Genomic DNA, 22,718 nt, shown 5'->3' with positions numbered 1-22,718 from the left:
GCTAGAGGCTTTCAGTTTCAGCGAGTTTCTTTATTGCACATCAGCATCGAGGCGATGGCCGGCAACAAAACCAGTGCACCTACCATGTTCCAGATGAAGAGCAACACCAGCAGCAGGCCCATGTCGGCCTGGAACTTCAGTGCCGAGAACGACCAGGTGGCTACACCCATGGCCAGAGTGATGCCAGTGAAGGCCACCGAGGTGCCGGTAGTTTTCAACGCTTCAAAGAACGCCGCACGGAATTTCAGGCCCTGGTGCAGAAAGCCTTCCATGCGACTGTACAGGTAGATGCCATAGTCGACACCGATGCCGACGCCGAGGGCAATCACCGGTAGCGTGGCGATCTTCACTCCCAGGCCCATCTGCGCCATCACCGCTTCGCACAGCACGGTTGACAGGTACAGCGGCGCCATCAAGGCGATGGTCACTTTGATCGAATTAAACTCCCACCAGACCACTAGCGAGATGATCACAAACACCAGGAGCAGCATCAGCTTCTCGGACTGCTCGATGACGATGTTAGTCGCCGCCTCAATGCCGGCATTACCTGCCGCCTGGAGGATCTCGAAGTCTCCTGTGTCGTACTGCTTGCTGAAGGCCTCGACCGCGCTGACCACCCGGGTCAGCGTCTCGGCCTTGTGGTCACTCAGATACAGGCTGATTGGCGCCACGCTGCAGTTGGGGTCGACGAACTCGGCAGCGACACCTGAGCGGGCATTGTTCATCACGAACTGATCGCGCGACAGTTCGGCCCACTTCGGGTTGCCCTCATTGCGCGCAAGGATGTTGAAGCGCATGGTGCGATAGAGCGACTGCACCGATTCCACACCTTTGACTTCACGCATGCTCTGTTCGAACTGGTTGGCCAGGTCGGCAGCGGCGAAGCGTGCGCACTGTTCAGCCGGTGTCTTGAACATCACTACATAAACATCAGTGCTGGTGCTGTAGTGCTTGAGCAAGTAAGCGTTGTCCTGGTTGTAGCGCGCTTCCGGACGGAACTCCGGTGCGCCCTTGTCCAGGTCTCCAATTTTCAGATCTTGACGGGCGTAGTAGCCGACGCCGAGCAGCATCACGCTGAGGGCGATCAGCGGCAGCGCCACGCGCGGTTCGACCACGGCCGACAGGCGGCGGAAGATAGGCCAGGACGAATTGGCTCGCTTTTCCTGCTCACGCAAGCCGCGCGGACTGATGCCGGCGTAGGACATCAGCACCGGCAGCAGGAACATCTTGGTAAAAATGGCGACGAACACGCCAATGCTGGCGGTGATTGCCAGCTGCTGGATCACACCAATGTCGATCACCAACAAGGTGATAAACCCCACCGCATCGGCCAGCAGCGCCGTGGTGCCAGGAATGAATAGGGCGCGGAAGGTGTGTTGCGCGGCAACCAGCGGCGTGGCGCCATGCCCCATCGCGCTCATCATCAGGTTAATGTTCTGCACCGCGTGGCTGATGCCTATGGCGAAGATCAGGAACGGCACCAAGATCGAGTATGGGTCCAGACCGAAACCGAAAAGGTGCAACAGGCCAAGCTGACAAGCCACGGTGAGCAGGCAAGTCACCACGGTTACTGCGGTACTGCGCCAGCAGCGGCAATAGAGATAGAGCATCAGGCTAATCAGGCCGACTGTGATAGCGAAGAACAGCGCGATGTCGGTGGCAGCGGCCAGCAGATCACCGATGATCTGGGCGAAGCCGATCACGCGGATATTCACGCCCTGTACACCGAAATGCTCGCGCACCTGCTTTTCCAGCGCTTGGGTAAAGGCACCGTAGTCCAGCGGCTCGCCGGTCTCTGGGTTCATCTCCAGCAGTGGCACCCGGATCACCGCCGACTTGAAGTCGTTGGCGACGAAGCTGCCGAGCATGTTGGCGCGCTGGATGTTCTGCCGCACCTGTGCCAACGCCTCTGGGCTCCCGTCGTAGGTGTCGGGAATCACCCGGCCGGCGCGCAAGCCTTCGGTGGTGACTTCAGCCCAGAGCGCGTTAGGGGTCCACAGCGATTTCAAATTGCCGCGATCGACGCCAGGGATGTAGAAAATCCTATCGTTGACCTCGCGCAGAGTCTCAAGGAACTCCTTGCTGACAATGTCGCCCTTGGGGTTTTCCACCACCACGCGCAGCACGTTACTCTGCGGCCGGAGCACGCTCTCAAACTGCAGGTAGTTCTGGATAAACGGGTGGCCGGTCGGGATCATCCGGCTGAAGCTGGCGTCTGGGCGCAAGCCCAGGGCCTGGTAGCCGAGCAACAGCGAAAGGACCAAGAAGAACAGAAGCACCACCACGCGATTGCGAAACAGTGCACGTTCGGTGAAACCAACCAGCCGCTGCAAAGCGCTGGTCTCAAGTTGCGGGCTAGACCCGTCGTTCAGTTTGGCATTCATTGCAGCTGCTCCTTGAGCTCTGCCAAGGGCATGGTGATGAGGCCGGCGCTACCAATCAGCGCCAGTTGCTCGGCAGACACTTGCGCCACGCCGAGCCAAGGCGCCTTAGCGGCCGCCTGCCAAACTTTGAACTGCTGGCCATCGGTGCTGTACAGCACCACGCCACCTTGCCCGGTCAGCAGCAAGCTGCCGTCCGCCAGTTGTGCGGCGCCGTACAGACCCGCGCGCACCGGCAGCGGGATGACCTGCCAGCTCAGGCCCTGATCCTGGCTGGCCAGCAAGGTACCGCCGAAGCCCAAGGCCAGTAGGCGGCCATCGCTCAGCTGCTGCAGTTTGTACAGCGAGGCCGGGCTCATTGGCGTGATCACTGTCCAGTGCTGGCCGTCATCACTAGAGCGGTACAGACGCCCGCCTTCGCCGGCGACCACTAGACTGCCGTCGCGCAGACCGAGGACCGCATTGAAGTGCAAACGCTCGGGGTTTTCCAGGGTCGAGACAAATTCCCAGCTTTTCCCGCCATCGCGGGTATGCACAAGGATCCCATAGGCACCAACCGCCCAGCCTTGCTGCGCATCGCGGAACCACACATCCAGCAGCGGGCGTGCCGGGCCTGACTCGATACCGGCTTTAGCATCATCGAAGGCGAAGATGACATTCTCCAACTCGGTATGCAGCGCCTCGTCGTCTGGCGCCGCCGCACTGGCTAATTCCAAACGCGCCATCTCGGCCTCGGCCCACTTCAACATCAAAGCGCTTATGGCACTGCCGTCGAGTTGCTTGCTCCAGGTCTTGCCGCCATCGGTGCTATGCAGGACCACACCGTCATGGCCGACGGCCCAGCCGTTGTTGGCATCGGGGAAATGCACCGAGGTCAGCAGAACATCGACCGGCACTTGTGCCTGCTGGATCTCGCCGGAGGGCGAGCGCAACAGCACGTGGCCGCTGCCCCCCACCGTCACCAGATAATCGCCGACCAACTGCCCATCGGTGAGGGGCGACTCGCTGGCTAAGGGGGAAATTCGGGCGGCGCGCTCAAGGCGATCGACCAGTGGCGCGGCGCTGAGCGGCAAGGCCGCCAGGCCGACAGACAACAGGCAGAGCAACCTCAGCGCTGGTTGGTTGTATTTTTTCATGGCCAGCGTCTCAGAAAGTAAAAAAGGGGGAAAGCGCTAACCGCTTTCCACCCAAAGACCACGGAGTAAACAGTTAATCAGCGGCCGCTGCGACGCAGAGCCGAGGGACTAAAATCTTTCAAGTTCGCCGGAACGTTGAACTTGATTGGGATCTCCTGGTTCTGCAGGTTAACCACTAGGTAACGGCGTGCCTGCAGGTCGTAGGAAACCTCACTTATATGAAAACTGGACAAAATGTCGTAGCGCTGCAACGCGTGGGCCTCATGAAAGCGCCAAAGTTCGCCACGACTGTCATAAATGTCCGAGGCCAGGATGCTCCAGCTGTCCTCGTCGAGATAGAAGACCCGCTTGGCGTAGATATGCCGCTCACCCGGCTTCAGCGTGGCCTCGACCACCCAGACGCGATGTGGCTCGTAGCGCAGTAGGTCCTGGTTGAAGTGGTTGGGCTGAATGATCTGCTCGTACTTCAGCGAAGTATCGGCCAGCTTGTAAGTGTTGTAAGGCACAAGCATTTCTTTTTTGCCTACCAGCTTCCAGTCGTACTTGTCGGGCGCGCCGTTGTACATGTCAGCTGAGTCGTTGGTACGCAAGCCATCGGAGGCACCTGGCGGCGTGTCATAAGAGAACTCGGGCGCGCGCAGCACGCGCCGCTGCCCTGGGTTGTACTGCCAGGCCAGCCGGGACTCCTTGGTTTGGTCGAGTGGCTCATGCACCAGAGTCTGGCTGCCGGCGATACTTTCTGGGGAGGTAACGCTATTCCAGAAATAGTACAGCCGGTTCGGCTCCGGGTTGGTCATGCTTGAGGCCATGGCAAATTTTCGCATTCGGCGCACCGGAGTAAATGAGCCGTTGGCCTGCACCACCATTTCAGTCGGGTAATCGAGAAAGCCACCGGTACGATAGCGCGTCAGGTGGTTCCACATGGCCTCCAGACCCGACTTGGGAATAGGAAAAGGCACCGAGGTTTTCTGATAGTTGACCATGCTATCGCCGTTAAGCTCGAGCTTAGCGGCCTCTTCGCGGATCAGCTCGTACTCGTGCTGGGGCAGCGCAGCAGTGCGATGACTCGGATAGACGTTCAGCTTGTAGCTGGGAAACTTCGCCAGCAGCGCCTTGTACCCTGGCATCAACCGGTCGGCATATTGCGCCATGTTGGCCGCTGTAACGGTGTACAACGGTTGTTCATTCGCGAAGGGATCGATATAACCCTTGGCCGCACTGTAACCGGCCGGCGGCTGGGTAAGGCCACCGCTCCAGGCAGGAATGCTGCCGTCGGCATTGCCCGCTTGCTCGGCGCCGGTGGGCGTCAGGTCTTGGCCCAAGCGGGCAATTTCACTGGCATCCAGCTTGGCCAGGGCCGTTGCACTGGTTAGGCTGAGAAGGGTGCCGAGAATGGCAGCGGAGAGAAGATTCTTGTTCATTGGATTACCTCGAGATCAGAAGCCCATGCGCAGGTTGAACGCGACGAAATCACGGTCGGTCACTACGAGCGGCGTATTACCGGTACCAGACCAGGACAGTTCGGCCGAATAGTTTTGCTTGTAGCTAGCCCTTACCCCCAGCGAACCCAGCAGTCGGTCTTCGACGAAGTTACCGTCGTGGGACCAGCCCTTTACGTCCTGACCGAAGGTCATAAATGGCGATACGTTGACCCCGGCCAGCAAACCCGAATAATTCAACTGGGCACGCAGGCGATAGCCCCAGGAAAGGTCCGTGACAAAGCCGTCACGGCTACAACCGATTTTTTTGTAACTTTGCTCTGGCACCCCAGCGTTGCAGCCTGGCGAACCAATCCCCTGGCCATCAGCCATGTTGCTGCCGTATGCCTCGGTTTTCCCGTAACGACGCTCACTCAGCGCCGGCAAGTCATGCATGTACTTCATCGCGACCTCACCGGTTACATCAAGACCATCCGCGCCCAACACTCGGGGGAAGCTCTTAATAAACCCAAGTGACAGCTGCGACACCTCCAGGCGGTCATAACCATTGATCAGCGAGCCGGGGGCGGCAGCCTTCATCTCCCCTGCCAGCGGTGCACCGGGAATGAGTAGATTGGGATTGCCGAAGGTGCTCGGGATGGTGTCGCCGAGGGAAAGCCCCACGGGCTGATTCGGACGGTAGCTGTACTCGCCGAACACTGAGGCACCCAGGAGGCTGGTGGAAAAACTAAGACCGAAGATGCGGACGTCCTCGGGGAAGGCCATGAAATACTTGGCGTTGGTGGCCTCCTGACCTGCGATCCAGCCCGCTCCAACCGCAGGGCGCAAGTCGGTGCGCGCGCGGTTCTGCGGGGTGCGCGAATGGATATTCATGGCATAGGCGCCGAACTCGGTGCTTATGCTGTCGGCGAAATAGCGCATGGCCATACCAAACTGACCGCTGTCAGATGGCTCGTCGTCCTCCAGCCGATGCACATAGAGGCCCTTGGCATAACCAGCCTCATCATTAGGGTTGGCAGCAATACCGCCCCTGGCCAAGCCGAAACATCCATCCTGGATCAAGTCGTTGCTAGCAAAGTAGGTACCGCAACCTTCCAGAACGGTCTCACGCCATTGCAACTGGTAAAACACCTCAAGGTTGAGGCTGTCGGTGATACCGAAGTTGGCGAAGAGCAGTGGCACCGGGAGTAGAGCTTCCTTCAACTGAGAGCCCGGGCGGCGTAACGCGGCAAGATCCACTGGGTTGATCGAGTTGAGGCCATTCTGGAAGAACAACCCCTCGCCCCAGTTAATTACCTGATTACCGCCGCGTAAGTGCAACGGTCGCTCGCCGACTTCGAAGTCACCAAATACATAGGCATCCAGCAAGGCAACGCCTTGGAACTTGGCCAGATCGTCGAAGCCGCTATCGTTGAGCTTGGCACCCACCTGGTAACCATTGGCTGAATGGCCATGGTCGACCTCACGGTTGTTCAAGGTGTAGTCGTACCAGGCCTTACCGCGCAGAAAGACCCCATAATTACGCCAGTTCAACTCGGTTTCCGCCAATAGGGTGATCGGTGAAGACACCAAATTGCGCTTACGAAAATTCAGGCGGCCGTCATCACCGTTACGCGCACCTGAAGGGTTGAACTCACCAGCCGAGCCGTAGCCGATATGATCAGCATTACCCTGAAAAATCAGGTTTGAATCGGGTTTCTCAGCATTCCAGATTCCACCCACACTGATGCTACCGTTGGCGCGCCCCGTGATTTCACCTAATGCAAACTCACCCGCCTGAGCCTGCAGTGAAATCATGAGCGCTAGCGGGGTTATGCAAGCTGTCATCTTCAACAACAACGGATTAATCAGGCCGGACTCACTTCTTTCAAATCTCACGAAACAGCCTCCTATTTTTATTATATTTACTTCTATTTAATCGGCGATTATGGATATCGCACCAGATTAATTTGCTGCTTATAAAAACACGAATCAAACATATCTCTAGCGGCTGCCAATAGCATTATTACCAGCGAGCGCCAAATGCGTCATTTGAACACTTACCTGAAATAGCCATCACTAACCCCACAAGGTCTCACCGAAAATCCAGACACCATTAGAGCTATGTGACGAATTAAGTAATCGACAACTACCAACAGCTTTTTCATTTCAAATTAAAAATCTTTACGCGTAAAAAACAGCAATAAAAAACAAGCAACTTGAAAGCTTTAATTATCCACGAAAAAATTAAATTAATCGCCAGCCAGCCTAATCGCGACAGGGCTCTGGAAACATCAGGAACCCCGCCGACGACCAAGAAGCTATATTGTTTTAAGCCACTTAACGTTTCTCTACTTGGCAAGGAACTGCCGTCTCGAACGAAGAAACTGTGGTGTAGCGAGCACGCGGGAAGTAGTCGCCCATATCCTGCTGGATAGTTTCTTGCGACTTAATATTCTGCACTGCGTGTTTGAACTCACCACGGCCCAGCATGTTGCGCAGAACCAGGAAACTCAGATCCGGATCACCGGTACCGTCGCCCACATCCGCGATTGGCAACCAGGACACACCACACTCGTTGATTGCATTGCGTGGGCGGTCACTTTCGCGACTAAGTACCAAGGTGTAGTAGCCGTTAGCGTCCACCGGAATCTGCTCATCGAACAGACACTTATTGACCCGACCAGATGCGTAGCCCTGCTGAGAGCACCACGACCAGTAGCGCAGATCACCATCTTCAAACTTGGTGTTGCCGTTATAGGTCTTTGGCGTAGTTGGTGCTTTGGCGCGGATTACGAAAACCTCGCCGTGCTTACGGTTGATAAAGGTGCGCACATACTGGTTGTCGAGGTTGGCAAAGAAGGTCCCGTCTTTCTTATTGGTACCACTCGCCACTGTGTTGTCGCCGGTGTAAATGGCATAACGCGACATGCTTTCCGAACTCTTGCTCCAGGTCGGCGGGTTACTGGCCGGCATGGCCGGACCGCCACGCGCCTTGGCCACCTCCGTCAGTTTATTGAGGTACTCACGCGGGGTCGCCAGGGCTGCCTGATCAAACGACAATGGCTGGAAGCTACTCAAGCTGGCACAAACATCCTGTCCGCGCAGCTCCTTGCCATCAGCGAGAGTGAGTACCGGAGTTGGCAGACCGGAACCTGCTGTTTCGTCGGTATTTTTGTCCCCTGCGTAGATCCGATAAATCAGTTGCTGCTGGCCGTTTTCGGCTTGACCAGGCGCATGGATCTTGTCGCGGGTCTTGGCTTCTTGGTAAACGCCCCATGGAATAGGAGTGCTCAACGGCTCGCTAACCACTTCGATTTTATAGCCGCGCTGTTTACTGTTGCGGTCTGCACCGAAGAGATATGGGTTGCTAGCACCTGGCTTCGGCGCGATCAGGTAGTCGGCCACTGAGTCGAGAGGAGCACCCAAACGGTCATAGCTGATTAGGGACATATAGCGAGCATGCGGAAAACTGCCCTCTAAATGCAGCTTCGCGCCCTTCGGCACCGAGAAAGCTGCTCCCCAATAGAATGTTCCGGCGTCAGGGAAGGCGATGTTGATGTAGGGGTCACCACTGACCGGGCCGTAGCGCCAAAAACACGAACGAGGGCCTGGCATTGGATCCTTACCGATGGCAACACGCTGCTGGCCTTCCTCGAAGGCATTCGCCTGATCCCAGTTAGCCTGAGAAGGCGAGGCCGCCAGGATTAGAGTGGTCATCGCTAAAACTTGTGACGTTAGCCAAATATGAGGGCTTCAAGGTCATCTCCTTATCGGTGGATTCAAACCTTATTTTGGATACCGTATCCAGGCAGCGAAATAGTGTGGGCACCACAAGGGATAGGGCGGTTTTCTAGCGCGTATTTTTCTAATGTTGTCGCTTACAACTGCTGCGGACACACGCCTTGGCAAAGTATGTGGTGGTCGACCCTAAGGACTTGGGACCTGCTACCGAGGGCTGCTAGCTCTCCGCCGGCAACACCAGTCAGTTCCCCACGCATAGGCCACGCATGCCGCATTAGGATCATTAGGATCATTAGGATCATTAGGATCATTAGGATCGGGCGAACCCTGGGTGAGAAGAACGGCTCTAGGCAGCCACTCTGCTATGTCGACAGCCGGCCTAATAAATTAGCACCGCCCATTTACAGCGATAGCTGCACCTGTGATTGCACTAGCCTCCTGAGAGGCTAAAAATACGATCACATTAGCGACCTGCTCTGGCGTAACCCAGCGGGTGGCATCCGCATCAGGCATATCGAGGCGGTTCTGCGGGGTATCGATGATCGATGGCATGATCGCATTGACCGTGATGCGCTGATCTTTCAACTCTTCGGCCAACGCCTCCGTAAGGCGCATCACCCCGGACTTTGCTGCAGCATAGGCCCCCATGCCTAGGCTGGCCTTACTGGCCGCTCCGGCTGCAATGTTGATAATGCGCCCGGCTTCGGCTTTCTTCAGGTGTGTCAGCGCGGCCATGCTAGCCGTTGCGGCAGTGCGCACGTTCATTTGATACATCAAATCCCAGGTCGCAAGATCGCCGCCCTCGATGGTCTCCCAGCGAAAACCACCCGCCACGTTGATGAGCGCATCTAATCCTTGAAAATGCTGCTGCACCTGCTGCATTGCACAATTTGCCATGTGCAGATCGGTTAGATCGACCGCGCCGATAAGCAGTTTTTCAGAGCGCGCCGTGTCGGCCAGGGGTCGCGGCACGCTGGCCTGATCAATCAGGGCCACCCGCCAACCATTGGCCGCGAACGCCTCGCCTACCGCTATACCTAGACAACCGAATCCACCGCTAATTGCGACTACTTTACTCACGCTTATTCTCCTTGAAGTGGACTACACCAGGGCTGCACTGAGCACTGAGCCCCGGCACGAGTGGTCAGCTAGGTTGCCACTATTGCCGTGCAGAACCTGTCGCCGAGCCGACAAGTGGGCACAGTCAAGAGTGCTAACTTGCCTGGTCGCTGAGTCGCTGAAAGCCATCAGCCGCTCAACTTTCTTGAGTCGAGAGAAAAGGATCGCGCGCAATGAATCTGATCGTGTTTGCCATACCGATTTTTTTAACCACCACCTTGCTGGAAGCATGGCTGGCGCACCGCCGCGGGCTAGCGGCGTATTCCATACCTGATGCCATCAGCAGCTACCAATATGGTCTATTGAGCCAGGTGGTTGGGGCGTTCACCAAGTTGGCGAAACTGGGCGTTTACACTCTGGTATTCGAAGCCTACCGCGCCACGACCTTGCCTAGCGATAGCCTGTGGGTATGGGTCGGAGCCCTTGTGGCCTACGACTTTTTCTACTACTGGCATCACCGTATGAACCATGAAATTGGCTTGCTGTGGGCCGGGCACGTATCGCATCACTCTTCCGAGTACTTCAACCTGGCAACAGCCATACGCCAGTCCTCGACGAGCGCACTTCTGGGCTGGATATTCTATCTACCGATGGCAGTGGCCGGTGTGCCGCCCAGCGTGTTTGCCGGGGTGTTGCTGATCGACTTGCTTTACCAGTACTGGGTGCATACCGAGGTAATTGGTCGTTTGGGCTGGCTTGATCGCATCTTCGTCACACCCTCAAACCATCGCGTCCATCATGGGCAAAATGACTACTGCATGGACACAAACTACGGGGGCATTCTGATTCTCTGGGATCGCCTATTCGGTACCTTCGCCGAGGAGCGCAAGGACGAGAAGGTCATCTACGGCGTGCGCACACCGTTGCAGAGCCTTAACCCATTCTGGGGCAACATGCATTACTACATTGAGCTCTGGCAGAAATCCAAAGCCACCCCGGGCTGGCGGGCTAAACTTGGCGTCTGGCTGGCACCACCTGGTGGCTGGCACGATGAGGCGAGCGAGCCTTACGAGCCGTCGCAGTTTAAGTATTACGATCCGTGTACACCCGATGCGGTCAAACGCTATGCGGTAGTGCATCAGGTGCTTGCAATGTTGTTCCTCATGCATTTTCTGACGCTACTCAACACCTTGCCGAAGACCTTACTGGCACTCTACGCCGCTGGCTTTGCCATTTCGGCAATCTCTCTCACGTCACTATTGGAAGGACGTGCCAATGCACGGCGTTTTGAGCAGTGCCGTGTCATAGGACTGGGCATTGCCTTTGCTGCTCTACCTGACTGGTTCGGTTTTAGTATGCCCATCGCACTCAAGCTGATGTTATTGGTTGTAATGCTAGGCAGCGCTGCATGGCTCAGCCGCACTTCCTTCAAACCTGCTGCTTTGTGGACTTCCCAATGAATGCCGATGCCATTTCCGACTTGATCTTGGCTGTGGTTGCCTTTTCCATTGCCTTTGTCCAGCTGCGCCAGCGCCCTGCTCTAGCCATTGGTTGCGGCCTGATCGGCCTGGCGGCAGCGATTGGTACACTGCATTACCAGTATGGTGAGTTGTTCGCCGGCCCACATCGCTTTACCGGCCTGGTTGCCGCCAGCGCAGGTTTCCCGCTGCTGGTCATTGCACTGCGCTGGCCAGATGACTCTGTTGCTCAGCGCATCACGGCCGCAGGGCGCTTCGCGCTCTTGGTTGGGAGCTTCGGGGTGGTGATTAGCGTGTCGGGATTTGACACCTGGCGCATGCTGGTGCCTCTTGGCTCTGTCTTGTTAATCTGTGCCACAGCCTTAGTGACGCGGCGGGTAATGCCACTCGGGGCGGCGCTAGTGTTCATCGTTAGTCTAGCGGCCGGTGCAACCGGTGAAGAGATGCTCGGACCGCTATCTGGCATCCAATGGCTGCACTACTTGCTGTCTTTAGCCCTGCTGCTGCTGCACCGGGATAGGGTGGTGCCGCTGTTAGCTGCGAGCCGTTAATTCGGCTTCCCCTGCATCCCATATCTTGGTAAACTGTCGAATGTGGTTAAGACCCAACATCGATGTTTCCAAGGTTTCCAAATGCAAAACATAGATGACGCAGCCCATCAGACAATCTACCGCCTGCGCGAGGCAGATGACTGGTTCGCAAGCTTGCCGGGGGAAGTGCAAGACAAAATCATCCAGTCTTCCGTATTGCGCCACTATCGCAAAGGGCAGGTGATCACTGCCCAAGGCAGCCGACCGACTGCAGCCTCAGTAGTGCTTGAGGGGCGCGTGCGGGTTTCGCGGCTGCTATTCGAGGGTGAGGAGAAGCTTTATATGATTGGCGAGAGAGGATTTTGGTTCAACTTCCTCGCCCTGATTACAGGCGAAAAGGCCGATGTGGCTGTGATCGCCGATACCAATGTGCAATTACTAATGCTGCCTCTGCAGCAATTCGAGCGAATCCTTGAAGAGGAACCTCTCTATTGCAAGGCAATTACACTTTTTATTGCCAAGCGCTATGCCGCTTTTATGCGGCACTTTGCCGATGGCCAGATGATCGTGCCGCTGCAACGGCTGCGTACAGGTTTAGCAGAACTGTTGTTGCTGCAACCACCGGCAACAGGCTCTGAGGAAGTTATTTTGAATGTTTCTCAGGCGGATTTAGCCTCCATACTTGGTTCTTCCCGCCAGACTATCAACGGGCTGCTAAAACAACTGGAAAAGGCGGGACTGATTAAGATCGGTTTTCGGCATATTCGAGTAATTGATCCAGCTGGGCTTTCTGAGCACGCGGCTAACTGAGCCGGCACTAATCTCGATGTAATTTTCGCAGGGCCGAGTGCATCGCTGTTGATCATGAGTGGACTCACCACCTGACTTCATCAGTACCACCTGACCACAATGCTAGAGGTGAACCGGCCCTATCAATAGCCCCGGCTTTCCTAGAGACCTTTGGGCCTAATAACTGCCCCCGCACGAGGGCCGCTTGGTCACCAATCAAAGACTGCTTTTGGCCGATTTCTGCCTGTTGTGGTGGGCCGGAGTCGGCCAGAAGCAGGCCACGTAAATGATCTTGCTTTAGCCAGCAATCACAGATCGATTGCAATCGACACATCGCTTAGAGCAATGGGCTTGTTCGCCGCCCTTTTGGAGTCATTATTGTTGCTCGCTGCATCGCTCGGGTCACAGCCACTCTCATGGTCAGGCGGGCTTGTCTTTTGCGCTCAGCGGAGGCGCTTTCAGTCAGAAGGCGTCTAGGTGATGCAATTTCGTTTTGTGCATGGGATCGTCCTAGCTATGGACATCGCAAGGACGTTTCGCTTGAAAAACACAAGAATGTATGGACATTGGTAGTTTCGTGGAGAGGGTTACGTAGCCTAAGGCATAACGATGTCCATACCCATATATCTTTCCTTTACATTGATGAGGCGTTCGCCGACATCAGCGGCATGCCCGGCTCGCTCGAGCAACTCGGCCGGCAGATCCGCGCCCAGGTGCTGCAGCTCACCGGCATCCCGACCGGAGTGGGCATCGCCACCACCAAGACGTTGGCCAAGCTGGCCAACCACGCCGCCAAGCAGTGGCAACGGCAGACCGGCGGCGTGGTGGATATCCGCGACCCGGCACGCCGCGACCGCCTGCTGCAACGTATGGACGTGAGCGAGGTGTGGGGCATCGGCCGGAAGATGACAGAGCACCTGGCCGGCATGGGCATCCGCACGGCCTGGCAGCTGGCCCAGGCCGATACCTGGTTGCTGCGCAAGAGCTTCAGCGTGGTGATCGAGAAAACCGCCAGGGAGTTGCGTGGCACGCCATGTCTCGAACTGGAGGATGCCACGCCGGCCCGACAGGAGATCTGCTGCAGCCGCATGTTCGGCAAGCGCCTGCGCGCGATCGAACCTATCCGCGAAGCGGTGGCCACCTACACGGCGCGGGCCTGCGAGAAGCTGCGGGCGCAGCATTCACTGTGCAAGCGGGTGCGAGTGAGCATCCGCACCGGCATGTTCAACCCGGATGAGCCTAAGCTCTTGAAGGGCATCATCTGCGAACTGCCATACCCCACCGACGATACCCGACTGGTAACCAAGGCTGCCTCCAAGGGGCTGGAACTGATTTACCGGGCAGGCTTTGCATTCAGCAAGGCGGAGATCCTATTGCTTGATCTGCGCCAGCGTGGCGAGTTCACTGAGGACCTGTTCGTCGCTACACCACCGGTGGCTGCCGAGCGGGTGATGGGCGTGATGGATGCGATCAATGCTCGATGGGGACGGGGAACGATGCGGCCTGGAGGAGTGCCAGCGATACCGGAGTGGGGGATGCGACGGGAGATGATGAGCCCGAGCTATACGACGCGGATTGATCAGTTATGGAAGGTAAAGTAAGAGCTTGAGGTGGCCTGCTCTGGAAGGGAGGCAGGAACCGGCCACAGCTGCCCGAGTGTGAACTGACTCGCTCTAGTTGATTCAGGCGCTCATTGCCCCAGAGCAATCAGCGAGACTGGACTAACTGGCGGCTGTTGCGGCTCTATGATGAAACCTGCCTGATATCCAACACGACCCAGACCTCATATCCTTTCTCCCGAGCTGCTTTCTCGGCCTCGAGTTGGGCAGCGAGTGTACTGATGGAGCGGGAGCGGTGCTCGAAGCGGAATGGCGATCCACCGTTCTTGCGCACGCTCAATTCAACGAGTGTGAAGGTGCAGTGCTGTTTGGGTATTGGCTGCTTCGATTTCGAAGGAGCGGGGTCTAGACCGAGTGCGCGCCGCATCTCGACTTCTGTGAATTTTGTGTCAGTCAAGCGAGATCCTTAGAACGATTGCGGGTGACGCCATTGTAGCGAGGAGTCGTGCTGTTATGCTCAAGACATCGCTGGGTATCGCCACTGTATTCTTGATCACTTTTAAGCTCTTTGTGGTTGAACCCTGCCTGTAGTGATCATTCGACCTGGCCAGCCGCGACAGGCAGAAATCGGCCAGGAGCGGCCCATCAGCATCAATACTGTGTCCCCGATTGTTCCCGATTGTTCCTGTGCGTTACGAGCGGCATCGGGTCTGGGAGGTAGAAGGCCAGCTCAAGCCGGGCCAGCGCCACATCTATCAGAAGCCTTACGAACCGCCAAATCTAAGGATGATCGACTGAGCCAGTGGGTCGTCCGCCTTGCTGAGCGATCACATTCAAATGTGGCCGCAATTGCACTGGCGAACAAAACAGCGCGCATGGCTTGGGCGATGCTGCGTAATGGAACCACCTACCAACCGGAGCGGGCCGCAGCCTGAACCGAAAACAGGCAATACCTGGCAATACAGCAACCGTCACCCACGATTGCGAAGCAACCTGAACGATGGCAAACCGGTCGAACCGGCGCTGGAAAACCCCTCAAATGTCCATGTGCGAGAAGCACGTAGAAGCGATTGGGAGCCAGCGCGCGAATAGCCCATCATGGCCCGCATCGAAACGATGCAGATATCAAAGGCCGAATATACGTGTGCAGTCGGCACGGGCGCCAAAGCGAAGGGGGCTTGCAATGAGGGGGAGTCCATATACGGACTTTCTTCATCGATGAGGACACCTGGCAGATTGCCCTGGCGGATCACTATGACGCCCGTGGGGAGCTATGGAGAGTTTCGGCGGCCTACCAGATGAACTTCTACAACGATCTGGTGTCCTGGATGACCGCCGAGGCCATACATGACCTGCAGTCTCGCCGTTACCTGATCAGTGGTCTGAGCAACGAAGTCAAGCATGAGGCCAGCTTCGGCCATGAAGCTCTGCACCAGGACTTCAAGCTAGATGCCCTGCGCCGCCTTGGCGGGAAGAACTGAAATATTGGCCATCGGCGAGCCAGGCTGCTGGCTCGCCAACCATTCAGCGTCGGGCGTCGATCTGCTGCACGTTGACCACCTGTGCCATGCCCGCCTAACGGGCCAGCCAAGCGTCTTGACGCTGGAGTACGGCCGCATCATGCGCCAGCAGCACCTCGATAAAGCACTGTGCAGCCAGTGACAGGCGCCTGCCGTGCAAGCGGGCAATCCCGAAGCGACCGCGCAGCCCAAGGTCGAGGCTGTGCAAAGCCTGCAAGTCGCCGCGCCGCAGCTCGTCTTCCACCATAAACCAAGGCAACATCGCCAGCGCCTCACAACCCTGCAAGAGCTGCTTGAGCATGGCCGAGCTGTCGCAGGTGATGGCCAGCTTCCACTGCGCACGCCAGGTGTTCTGCAAGGCATTAGGTAGGCGCTTGAGCAACTCCTCGCGAATGGCTTCGGGCAGGTTGGGCCCCGCCAGTGGATACTGCAGCAGCGCCTCCAGGCTGGGAGCGGCTTGTTCAAGCAGAGGATGACCGGCACGGCACATCGGCAGCGTGTGGTGCTCGCCGAGGGCCTGCACAACATAGCCGGGGTCGCCTTCAATCTCGTGCAAGTCGGCGACCAGCAGGTCGATTTCGCGGCGCTGCAAACGTGCGGGCAACTCTTGCCAGGGTGCCAGCACCACCTCCAAATGCACGCCGGGGTGCGCGCGGTTCAAAATGGCCAGTACCGGGGCAACCAGAGCGGCGCCGGCAAACGGACCAACTCCCACACGCAACTCACCTTGCTCCAAGCCGCGCGCCAATTGCAGGTCACGCTGCAAGTCCTGGGCGTGCAGCAGCAGTTGCCGGGCATGCTGCAACAGCAGCTCGCCCATCGTAGTGGGGGTCACTTCGCGGTGGCTGCGATCAAACAGCTGCTCGCCAACCTGCGCTTCCAGCGCTTGCAGGCTGCGGGTCAGCGCCGGCTGGGAGAGGTGCAGCGCCTCTGCGGCGCGGGCAAAGTTGCCATGTTCGGCCAAGGCCAAGGCATGACGCAGGTGACGGAGCTCTATATTCATGCTTTTCGCGCATCAAGAAAATTAGTTAATTGCATTGGACGCATAGTAGGCCGCACGCCATGCTCTGACCAGACACTCTCTGGAGAACGCCGATGAATCTGCCCTTTCGCTGGATGTTAACCAGCACCTTGTTGCTACTCAGTGCATGCAGCGACAGCCCCGCGCCCAGCCACAGCGCCGCCACGCCACGCACTCAAGCTGCCCAGGCCGAGGTCGCGCAGAACTATGACCTGAGCAATGTCGAGGGCCTGGCCCAGGCACGACGCGGCCTGATTGCCACGCCTCAGGGCCAGGTTCGCGATGCCGAAGGCGAAGTGATCTGGGACTTCGATAGCTTTGCGTTTGTCCAAGGCGAGGCACCCACTACCGTCAACCCCAGCCTGTGGCGGCAAGCGCTGCTGAATAACCAGGTTGGGCTGTTCAAAGTCAGCGACAAAATCTATCAGCTGCGCGGCTTCGACCTAGCCAACATGACGCTGATCGAAGGCGCCAGCGGCTGGATTGTCATCGACCCGCTAACCAGCCAGGAAACCGCTGCCTTCGCCATGGACTTCGTTGCTCAACATCTGGGCGCGCGCCCGGTGAGTGCAATGATCTTCAGCCACAGTCATGTCGATCACTTTGGAGGCGCCCTCGGCGTAATCAGCGCCGAAGACGCCAAAGCTCGTCAGGTGCCGGTGATCGCCCCGGCTGGGTTTATGGAAGAAGCCACCAGCGAAAACCTGATGATGGGCGTAGCCATGGCCCGCCGTGCCACCTTCATGTACGGACAACGCCTGCCGCGCAGCGCCGAGGGCCTGGTGGACAACGGCCTTGGCAAGGCGGTTGCCTTCGGGCACATGGGCATTCTGCCGCCCACCCAACTGATCAGCGCTCGCGAACAGGAGCAGGACGTAGATGGCGTGCGCTTTGTCTTCTACAGCACACCCGGGGCCGAAGCCCCGGCGGAGATGACCTTCAGCCTTCCGGAGCTAAAAGCCTTTGGCGGCGCTGAGCTGCTCTCGCAAACGCTGCACAACCTTTACACCCTGCGCGGCGCCAAAGTGCGTGACGCCTTGCAATGGGCCAACTACATCGACGCCAGCCGCGCGCAAGCCGCCGGGGCTGAAGTGCTGTTCAACCAGCATCACTGGCCGGTGTGGGGGCAGGACAACATCCAGGCGTTTCTCACTGCGCAGCGTGATGTCTACCGCTACCTGCACGACCAAACTGTGCGCCTGATGAATACCGGGCTCACTGCGCCGGAGATCGCCGAGCAGTTGCGTCTGCCGGCAAGCCTCGACCAACACCTGCACGTGCACGGCTACTACGGCACTCTCAAGCACAACGTGCGTGCGATCTATCAGTTTTACCTGGGCTGGTTTGACGCCAACCCGGCCAACCTCGACCCGTTGCCGCCGGTGGCTGCCGCCGCCAAGTACGTGGCCCTGGCCGGGGGCAGCGAGCCGCTGCTGGCTGCCGCCGAACACGCCTATGCTGAGGGCGATTACCGCTGGGCCGCGGAGCTGGGCAAGCATCTGCTGTATGTCAACCCCGATAATCAGGCCGCCCGCGACTTGCAAGCACGTAGCTTCGAGCAACTGGGCTATCAGGCCGAATCGGCGCCCTGGCGTAACTTCTACCTGAGTGGTGCCTATGAGCTGCGTCACGGCTTGCCGGAAGAGGGTTTTACGCCGGTTATGATGCTCGACATGCTCAAGCACACCGCGCCGGAGCGCTTCTTGGATGTGATGGCCACCAAGCTGGATGGCACGGCGGCAGCCGACAGCGCACTGCGTATCAACCTCAACTTCACCGACAGCGGCGCGCGCTTTCACCTGTGGATCGAGAACGCCGTGCTACATCACCGCCGCTTGGATGAAGACGAAGTCGCCGAGGCCGACGCCAGCCTGAACCTGAGTAAGGACCTCTTTTTGCAGATGATTAGTGGGCAAGCCGGTATCGGCGCCCTGCTCAGTTCCGATCAGGTGTCGATCGACGGCAATGCACTGGCCTTGGGGCGCTTCTTCAGCTTGCTGGATAAGCCGGACGGACGCTTCCCTATTGTCACGCGGTAGTATTTGGACTACGCCAAGCAATTGCGCCGAGACAGAGTGGCGGGCTCGTGCGTACCCGTAAAAAAACAATCGGGGACACCACGGTATTGATGCTGATGGACCGCTCCTGGCCGAGAGCCGCCCGTCCAGATAGGCGGTTTTCGGCCAAGAGCTGCCTGTCGCCATCAGCAGCTTTCAGCCGTGAGTTGACGCTTGCTGTTCACTTTCTCCGTTGTGTCGGTCATGCAGGATGCGAAGGTTGAGCAGTAGAAACTCCACAGATGGCAACTTGCAATTTTGAAACTATCTTCCGTGACCGCCTGCTGTGCCTAAAACGGTCCCCGATCAACCGATCACGTGCCGGCTCCATCCGTGGATGACCACAGCCAGGTAGATGAAGGCGACCGAGGGCGGGATGGAGGTCATGTCGGCGACTCAATGCTAGTTCGGTGCGTTGCCCCGAGCGTTGCTAGTTGGAACCGATAAGGCACGAGCAGGCAAGGCGACCGAGCGAGCGCTGAGGTACAAGGCAAACCCGAGGTTTCAACATGAGTAGCGTTTCGATAGCATGGGCGGAGCCTGCAGTAGCGAAGTGCAGTGGATACAGGGAGGACATCGCGCCATGCACATATCGAAACTGTCGGTAGTCAACTACCGCAACTTTTCCAATACGACACTCGTGCTCAGCAAAGGCGTTAACACGATCATTGGCGAGAATGGATCCGGTAAGACCAATCTCTTTCGCGCTATACGCCTGCTGCTGGATGACAACATGGTCCGCGCGGCGTTCAAGCTGGATGAGTCGGACTTTCACCGGGGACTCGAGCAGTGGCGGGGCCACTGGATCATCATCAGCCTGGAATTCGATGAAATAGGGCCTGACGAGGCAATCCAGGCGCTATTCCTGCATGGCGCTGGGGTTATAGGGGATGCTGCCGTTGGCCGGGCAACCTACAACCTTATCTTTCGGCCGAAGAAAGAAGTGCGCCTAAAGCTGGCAAGTCTGGATGATGGCGATTTGGCCGGATTGGCCACTATCCGACAGGCCATAACTATTGCTGACTATGAGACACTCTTCACTGGCAGGAGCGAGGCTAACTTCGGTAACGAGGTAGTCTACAAGAGTCTTGTGGGCGACTTTGATAACTGCGTATTCAGCGGGGAGGTTGACGATCCTCGAATTGGATCGCGTTTGCCTGTGTTCTTGTCGGTGAGTAAGGAGGTCTCCTTCACCTTCATTCAGGCTCTCCGCGACGTCGTCGCCGAGTTCCACAACAATCGGACGAACCCACTACTCACACTGCTCAAGAGCAAGAGCGGTGAGATAGCACCCGCTACAATGGCGCCGATAGTGGCGCAAGTGCTGGCGTTGAACAATTCGATTGAGGCACTTGAGGACGTGCAAACGGTCCGGACGGACATTCGCGACACGATCAAAGATGCGGCAGGGGAGACCTACTCTCCGAGTTCGCTGTCGATCAAATCCGATCTTTCGGACGAAGCGGACAAGCTCTTTCAGTCGCTCAAGCTCTTTGTCGGTGAGTCGGCCGAGGGCTACGAAGGCGGGATTCACGAACTGAGCCTGGGGGGCGCAAACCTCATATTTCTGACGCTGAAGCTGCTTGAGTTCAAGTATCAGAAGGCGCACCAATCCATAGCGAACTTTCTCGTCATCGAGGAGCCAGAAGCACATATCCACACCCACATCCAAAAGACGCTCTTTGACCGCATTGCCTATGACGACACTCAGATCATCTATTCAACGCATTCAACGCATATCTCTGAGGTCAGCAGCGTCCAGAACGTGAACATTCTTGGTCGTCGCGGCGTTGCATGCGAGGCCTATCAGCCGGCAACAGGCCTGTCGCCTAGCGAGATCGGGAATATTCAGCGCTATCTCGACGCCGTTCGTAGCAACCTACTGTTTGCCAAAAGCGTTGTCCTAGTTGAGGGTGACGCAGAGGAAATCCTAATCCCGATTCTGTTCAAGAAAGTTGTCGGCCTAAGCTTGGATGAGCTCGGAGTCAGTTTGATCAACATTCGCAGTACGGGTTTCCAGAACGTAGCGGTCCTCTTCCACGACACGAGAATCAGGAAGCGCTGCAGCATCATCACCGACCTGGACGCAGCGATTGTGGACACGACCCCCATTCCCGGCGAGCCAGAAGCTGAAGCAAAGTTCAAAGCGAAATGCCTAGCATCACAAGTGGTTGGTGCTGCACGCAAGGTTGCGCTCGATGCGTTCGCGAATGGCAACGATTGGCTCTCGGTGCACTACGCAGACCACACGCTGGAGGTCGACTTCATTTCAGCCGGCAATGGGCGTCAAATGGCTTCGATTGTACCGCTTGTCTATACGCAAGCGGCCACTACGGCGACCGCCATTGCGGAGCTTATGTCGGGGGACAAGGCACAGTACGGCAGGCGAGTGCTTACGATGGCGGCGAATCAGGGCAAAGGCTGGTTCGCGATTCTTCTTGGCGAGCACATCAATCACAAGACGGTCCTTCCCGGGTACATAAGTAAGGCCATCTTCTTTGCGCGGGAGAGCTTGACCGTGGAGCTCTTCTTCAATATCTACAGCTACAGAGTCAAGTGCGCGCTTTCGGGAGGGGACATCCCGCAGGCTGTGGCAGATGTTGCGACAGCACGGCTCAACGCTTATAGGCAGGGCACGCTTGACCTAGTGGCGCTCAAGGCAGCTATGGGACCTGCGCTCCGCAACGACCAGATTCACGCCATCCTGGCCGACGTGGAGTGATGTTCACCTGGACGAGCCGGGAGCTGAACGCTGAGCAGAGCGAGGCGGTCCTGCTGCCCGGAAGTGTGTTTCTGGTGGCATGTCCTGGCAGCGGAAAGACGAGGGCCCTGACCTACAAGATTGCATACGAGCTCTCACGCCTGGAGTCGGACAGGCAATTCATCGTTGCCATCACCTACACGCACCGGGCGGCGGACGAAATCCAGGAGCGCATTGAAGATCTCGGGGTGGATACGTCGCGGCTCTGGATCGGCACGATTCACTCTTTCTGCCTGGAATGGATCATCAAACCATATGGCATCTATGCGCCTGAGCTTGCGCACGGGTACCGGGTAATCGATCAGCATGAACGAGAGAAGTTGCTGGAGCGGTTATGCGCGCCATACGCATCTCAACGAGTCTCTCACTACGATTGCGATTATTTCTTCACCACCGACGGCTACTACCTGGGCTGCCCGAACGCGGGAAAGCACGCAATCATTCATCGGGTTTTGGTTGAGTATTTCAGGATTCTGGCCGAGAACAGGCAAATAGACTTTGAGCTGATCCTGTGGCATGCCAGCCAGCTGATCGACCTGAATCCGGCGATCAGTGTGCTGTTGTCGAAGCTCTTCGCACTCATTCTTGTCGACGAGTATCAGGATACGAAGCAGATTCAGTACAGTATTTTGGGGTCAATTCTTCGTGCGGGGGCAGGCGCCACGCGGCTTTTCATGGTGGGCGACCCGAATCAGGCAATCTATGGTTCGTTGGGTGGCTACCCGATTGAAATTGGCGAGCTGAGGAGGCTGACCGAAGTTCGGATTGCTGAGCAGCAGTTGTCGCAGAACTATCGGTCGTCCAGCCGCATCATCGACTATTTCGGCAATTTCAATGTGTACAACACGGCGATAGCGGCTGCAGGCGACGGGCGCGTCTACCCGAGCCTTGTTTCGTACGACAGTGGGGTTACCCGAGATGATCTGGTACACGAAATTGTCAGACTCATTCGGCACAACGTTGAGACGTTAGGAATACCGCCGAGCGAGGTTTGCGTACTTGCTCCGCAGTGGCTCCATTTGGCCTCTATGACCCGACAGCTTGTCGTCAATATGCCTGACTACCAGTTCGATGGTCCAGGTATGGTGCCGTTTGCCAGAGACATCGAAAACTTCTGGTACAAGCTGTCGAGACTTGCTGCGGATTCCACGCCATCCGGCCACCCAGTCCGCTCTCATCTGGCCAGGCATTCCACGGCCATCTGGCCACCTGTTCCACGGCCATCCGGCCGGGCAGTCGGAGCGCAGCGACGCAGGGGTTGCATT

16 protein-coding genes and 1 pseudogene are annotated in these 22,718 nt (G+C 57.4%); 10 read left to right on the top strand and 7 right to left on the bottom strand.

All coding sequences use genetic code 11. The features are described 5' to 3' along the window. Positions 1-17: 17 nt before the first annotated feature. From GIW79_RS22735 to GIW79_RS22710, 6 genes are all read right to left on the bottom strand, one after another. A complete protein-coding gene (locus GIW79_RS22735) occupies positions 18-2,384 on the bottom strand; it encodes an efflux RND transporter permease subunit (RefSeq protein ID WP_024014388.1) in 2,367 nt (788 codons plus the stop codon). After that, the gene (locus GIW79_RS22730) at positions 2,381-3,517 is read right to left on the bottom strand and encodes a YCF48-related protein (RefSeq protein WP_024014387.1); all 1,137 of its coding nucleotides are present in this window, start codon (positions 3,515-3,517) and stop codon (positions 2,381-2,383) included. Before GIW79_RS22730 ends, GIW79_RS22735 begins: the two co-directional genes overlap by 4 nt. Positions 3,518-3,594: 77 nt before the next feature. Next, entirely contained in the window at positions 3,595-4,938 is a 1,344-nt protein-coding gene (locus tag GIW79_RS22725; protein WP_024014386.1) for a DUF1329 domain-containing protein, read from the bottom strand. Positions 4,939-4,953: 15 nt separating this feature from the next. Next, a complete protein-coding gene (locus tag GIW79_RS22720) occupies positions 4,954-6,834 on the bottom strand; it encodes a DUF1302 domain-containing protein (protein ID WP_228723543.1) in 1,881 nt (626 codons plus the stop codon). A 441-nt stretch (positions 6,835-7,275) separates the two neighbouring features. Continuing rightward, positions 7,276-8,655 (bottom strand): hypothetical protein, encoded by a 1,380-nt coding sequence (locus GIW79_RS22715; RefSeq protein WP_024014384.1) that lies wholly within the window; start codon positions 8,653-8,655, stop codon positions 7,276-7,278. A gap of 411 nt (positions 8,656-9,066) precedes the next feature. Continuing rightward, positions 9,067-9,759, bottom strand: coding sequence for an SDR family NAD(P)-dependent oxidoreductase (locus tag GIW79_RS22710; RefSeq protein WP_021219117.1), 693 nt, complete (start codon positions 9,757-9,759; stop codon positions 9,067-9,069). Between the two features lie 212 nt (positions 9,760-9,971). Here GIW79_RS22710 and GIW79_RS22705 point away from each other — a divergent pair, with 212 nt between their 5' ends. The 7 genes and pseudogenes from GIW79_RS22705 (at position 9,972) to GIW79_RS22685 (ending at position 15,575) form a co-directional block, all read left to right on the top strand. Further along, complete coding sequence (locus GIW79_RS22705) at positions 9,972-11,198, top strand: sterol desaturase family protein (protein ID WP_003090706.1); 1,227 nt, start codon at positions 9,972-9,974, stop codon at positions 11,196-11,198. Further along, positions 11,195-11,767 carry a hypothetical protein gene (locus tag GIW79_RS22700; RefSeq protein WP_021219115.1) on the top strand — a complete coding sequence of 191 codons (573 nt, stop codon included), beginning with the start codon at positions 11,195-11,197 and terminating at the stop codon, positions 11,765-11,767. Before GIW79_RS22705 ends, GIW79_RS22700 begins: the two co-directional genes overlap by 4 nt. Positions 11,768-11,848: 81 nt before the next feature. After that, the gene (locus tag GIW79_RS22695; protein ID WP_003090707.1) at positions 11,849-12,556 is read left to right on the top strand and encodes a Crp/Fnr family transcriptional regulator; all 708 of its coding nucleotides are present in this window, start codon (positions 11,849-11,851) and stop codon (positions 12,554-12,556) included. Positions 12,557-13,158: 602 nt separating this feature from the next. Further along, positions 13,159-14,136 (top strand): DUF4113 domain-containing protein, encoded by a 978-nt coding sequence (locus GIW79_RS22690; RefSeq protein WP_236299172.1) that lies wholly within the window; start codon positions 13,159-13,161, stop codon positions 14,134-14,136. Positions 14,137-14,781: 645 nt separating this feature from the next. Continuing rightward, entirely contained in the window at positions 14,782-14,892 is a 111-nt protein-coding gene (locus GIW79_RS29885; protein ID WP_236299173.1) for a DUF1329 domain-containing protein, read from the top strand. Continuing rightward, positions 14,856-15,029 (top strand): annotated as a pseudogene (locus tag GIW79_RS29880) (IS110 family transposase); the annotation flags it as partial. The gene GIW79_RS29885 and the pseudogene GIW79_RS29880, both read left to right, overlap by 37 nt. A 264-nt stretch (positions 15,030-15,293) precedes the next feature. Next, positions 15,294-15,575, top strand: a complete 282-nt coding sequence (locus tag GIW79_RS22685; RefSeq protein WP_329605982.1) for a DUF1329 domain-containing protein — start codon at positions 15,294-15,296, stop codon at positions 15,573-15,575. Between the two features lie 94 nt (positions 15,576-15,669). Here GIW79_RS22685 and GIW79_RS22680 read toward each other — a convergent pair whose 3' ends face one another. Continuing rightward, positions 15,670-16,617 (bottom strand): LysR family transcriptional regulator, encoded by a 948-nt coding sequence (locus GIW79_RS22680; RefSeq protein ID WP_165563245.1) that lies wholly within the window; start codon positions 16,615-16,617, stop codon positions 15,670-15,672. 92 nt (positions 16,618-16,709) lie between these two features. On the opposite strand from GIW79_RS22680, the gene GIW79_RS22675 reads away from it, so the two are divergent. The 3 genes from GIW79_RS22675 to GIW79_RS22665 all read left to right on the top strand — a co-directional run. Then, positions 16,710-18,674 carry an alkyl/aryl-sulfatase gene (locus GIW79_RS22675; protein ID WP_165563246.1) on the top strand — a complete coding sequence of 655 codons (1,965 nt, stop codon included), beginning with the start codon at positions 16,710-16,712 and terminating at the stop codon, positions 18,672-18,674. Between the two features lie 601 nt (positions 18,675-19,275). Next, positions 19,276-21,414 carry an ATP-dependent nuclease gene (locus tag GIW79_RS22670; RefSeq protein ID WP_203482185.1) on the top strand — a complete coding sequence of 713 codons (2,139 nt, stop codon included), beginning with the start codon at positions 19,276-19,278 and terminating at the stop codon, positions 21,412-21,414. Beyond that, positions 21,414-22,718, top strand: a 1,305-nt coding sequence (locus tag GIW79_RS22665) for a UvrD-helicase domain-containing protein (protein WP_236456560.1), incomplete at its 3' end; no start/stop codon positions are given. The genes GIW79_RS22670 and GIW79_RS22665, both read left to right, overlap by 1 nt.

The organism is Pseudomonas sp. PA-7-1E, from assembly GCF_021605325.1.
In the GTDB taxonomy this organism is placed as follows: Bacteria; Pseudomonadota; Gammaproteobacteria; order Pseudomonadales; family Pseudomonadaceae; genus Aquipseudomonas; species Aquipseudomonas fluorescens_BV.
This window is presented reverse-complemented; position numbering and strand designations above follow the sequence as displayed.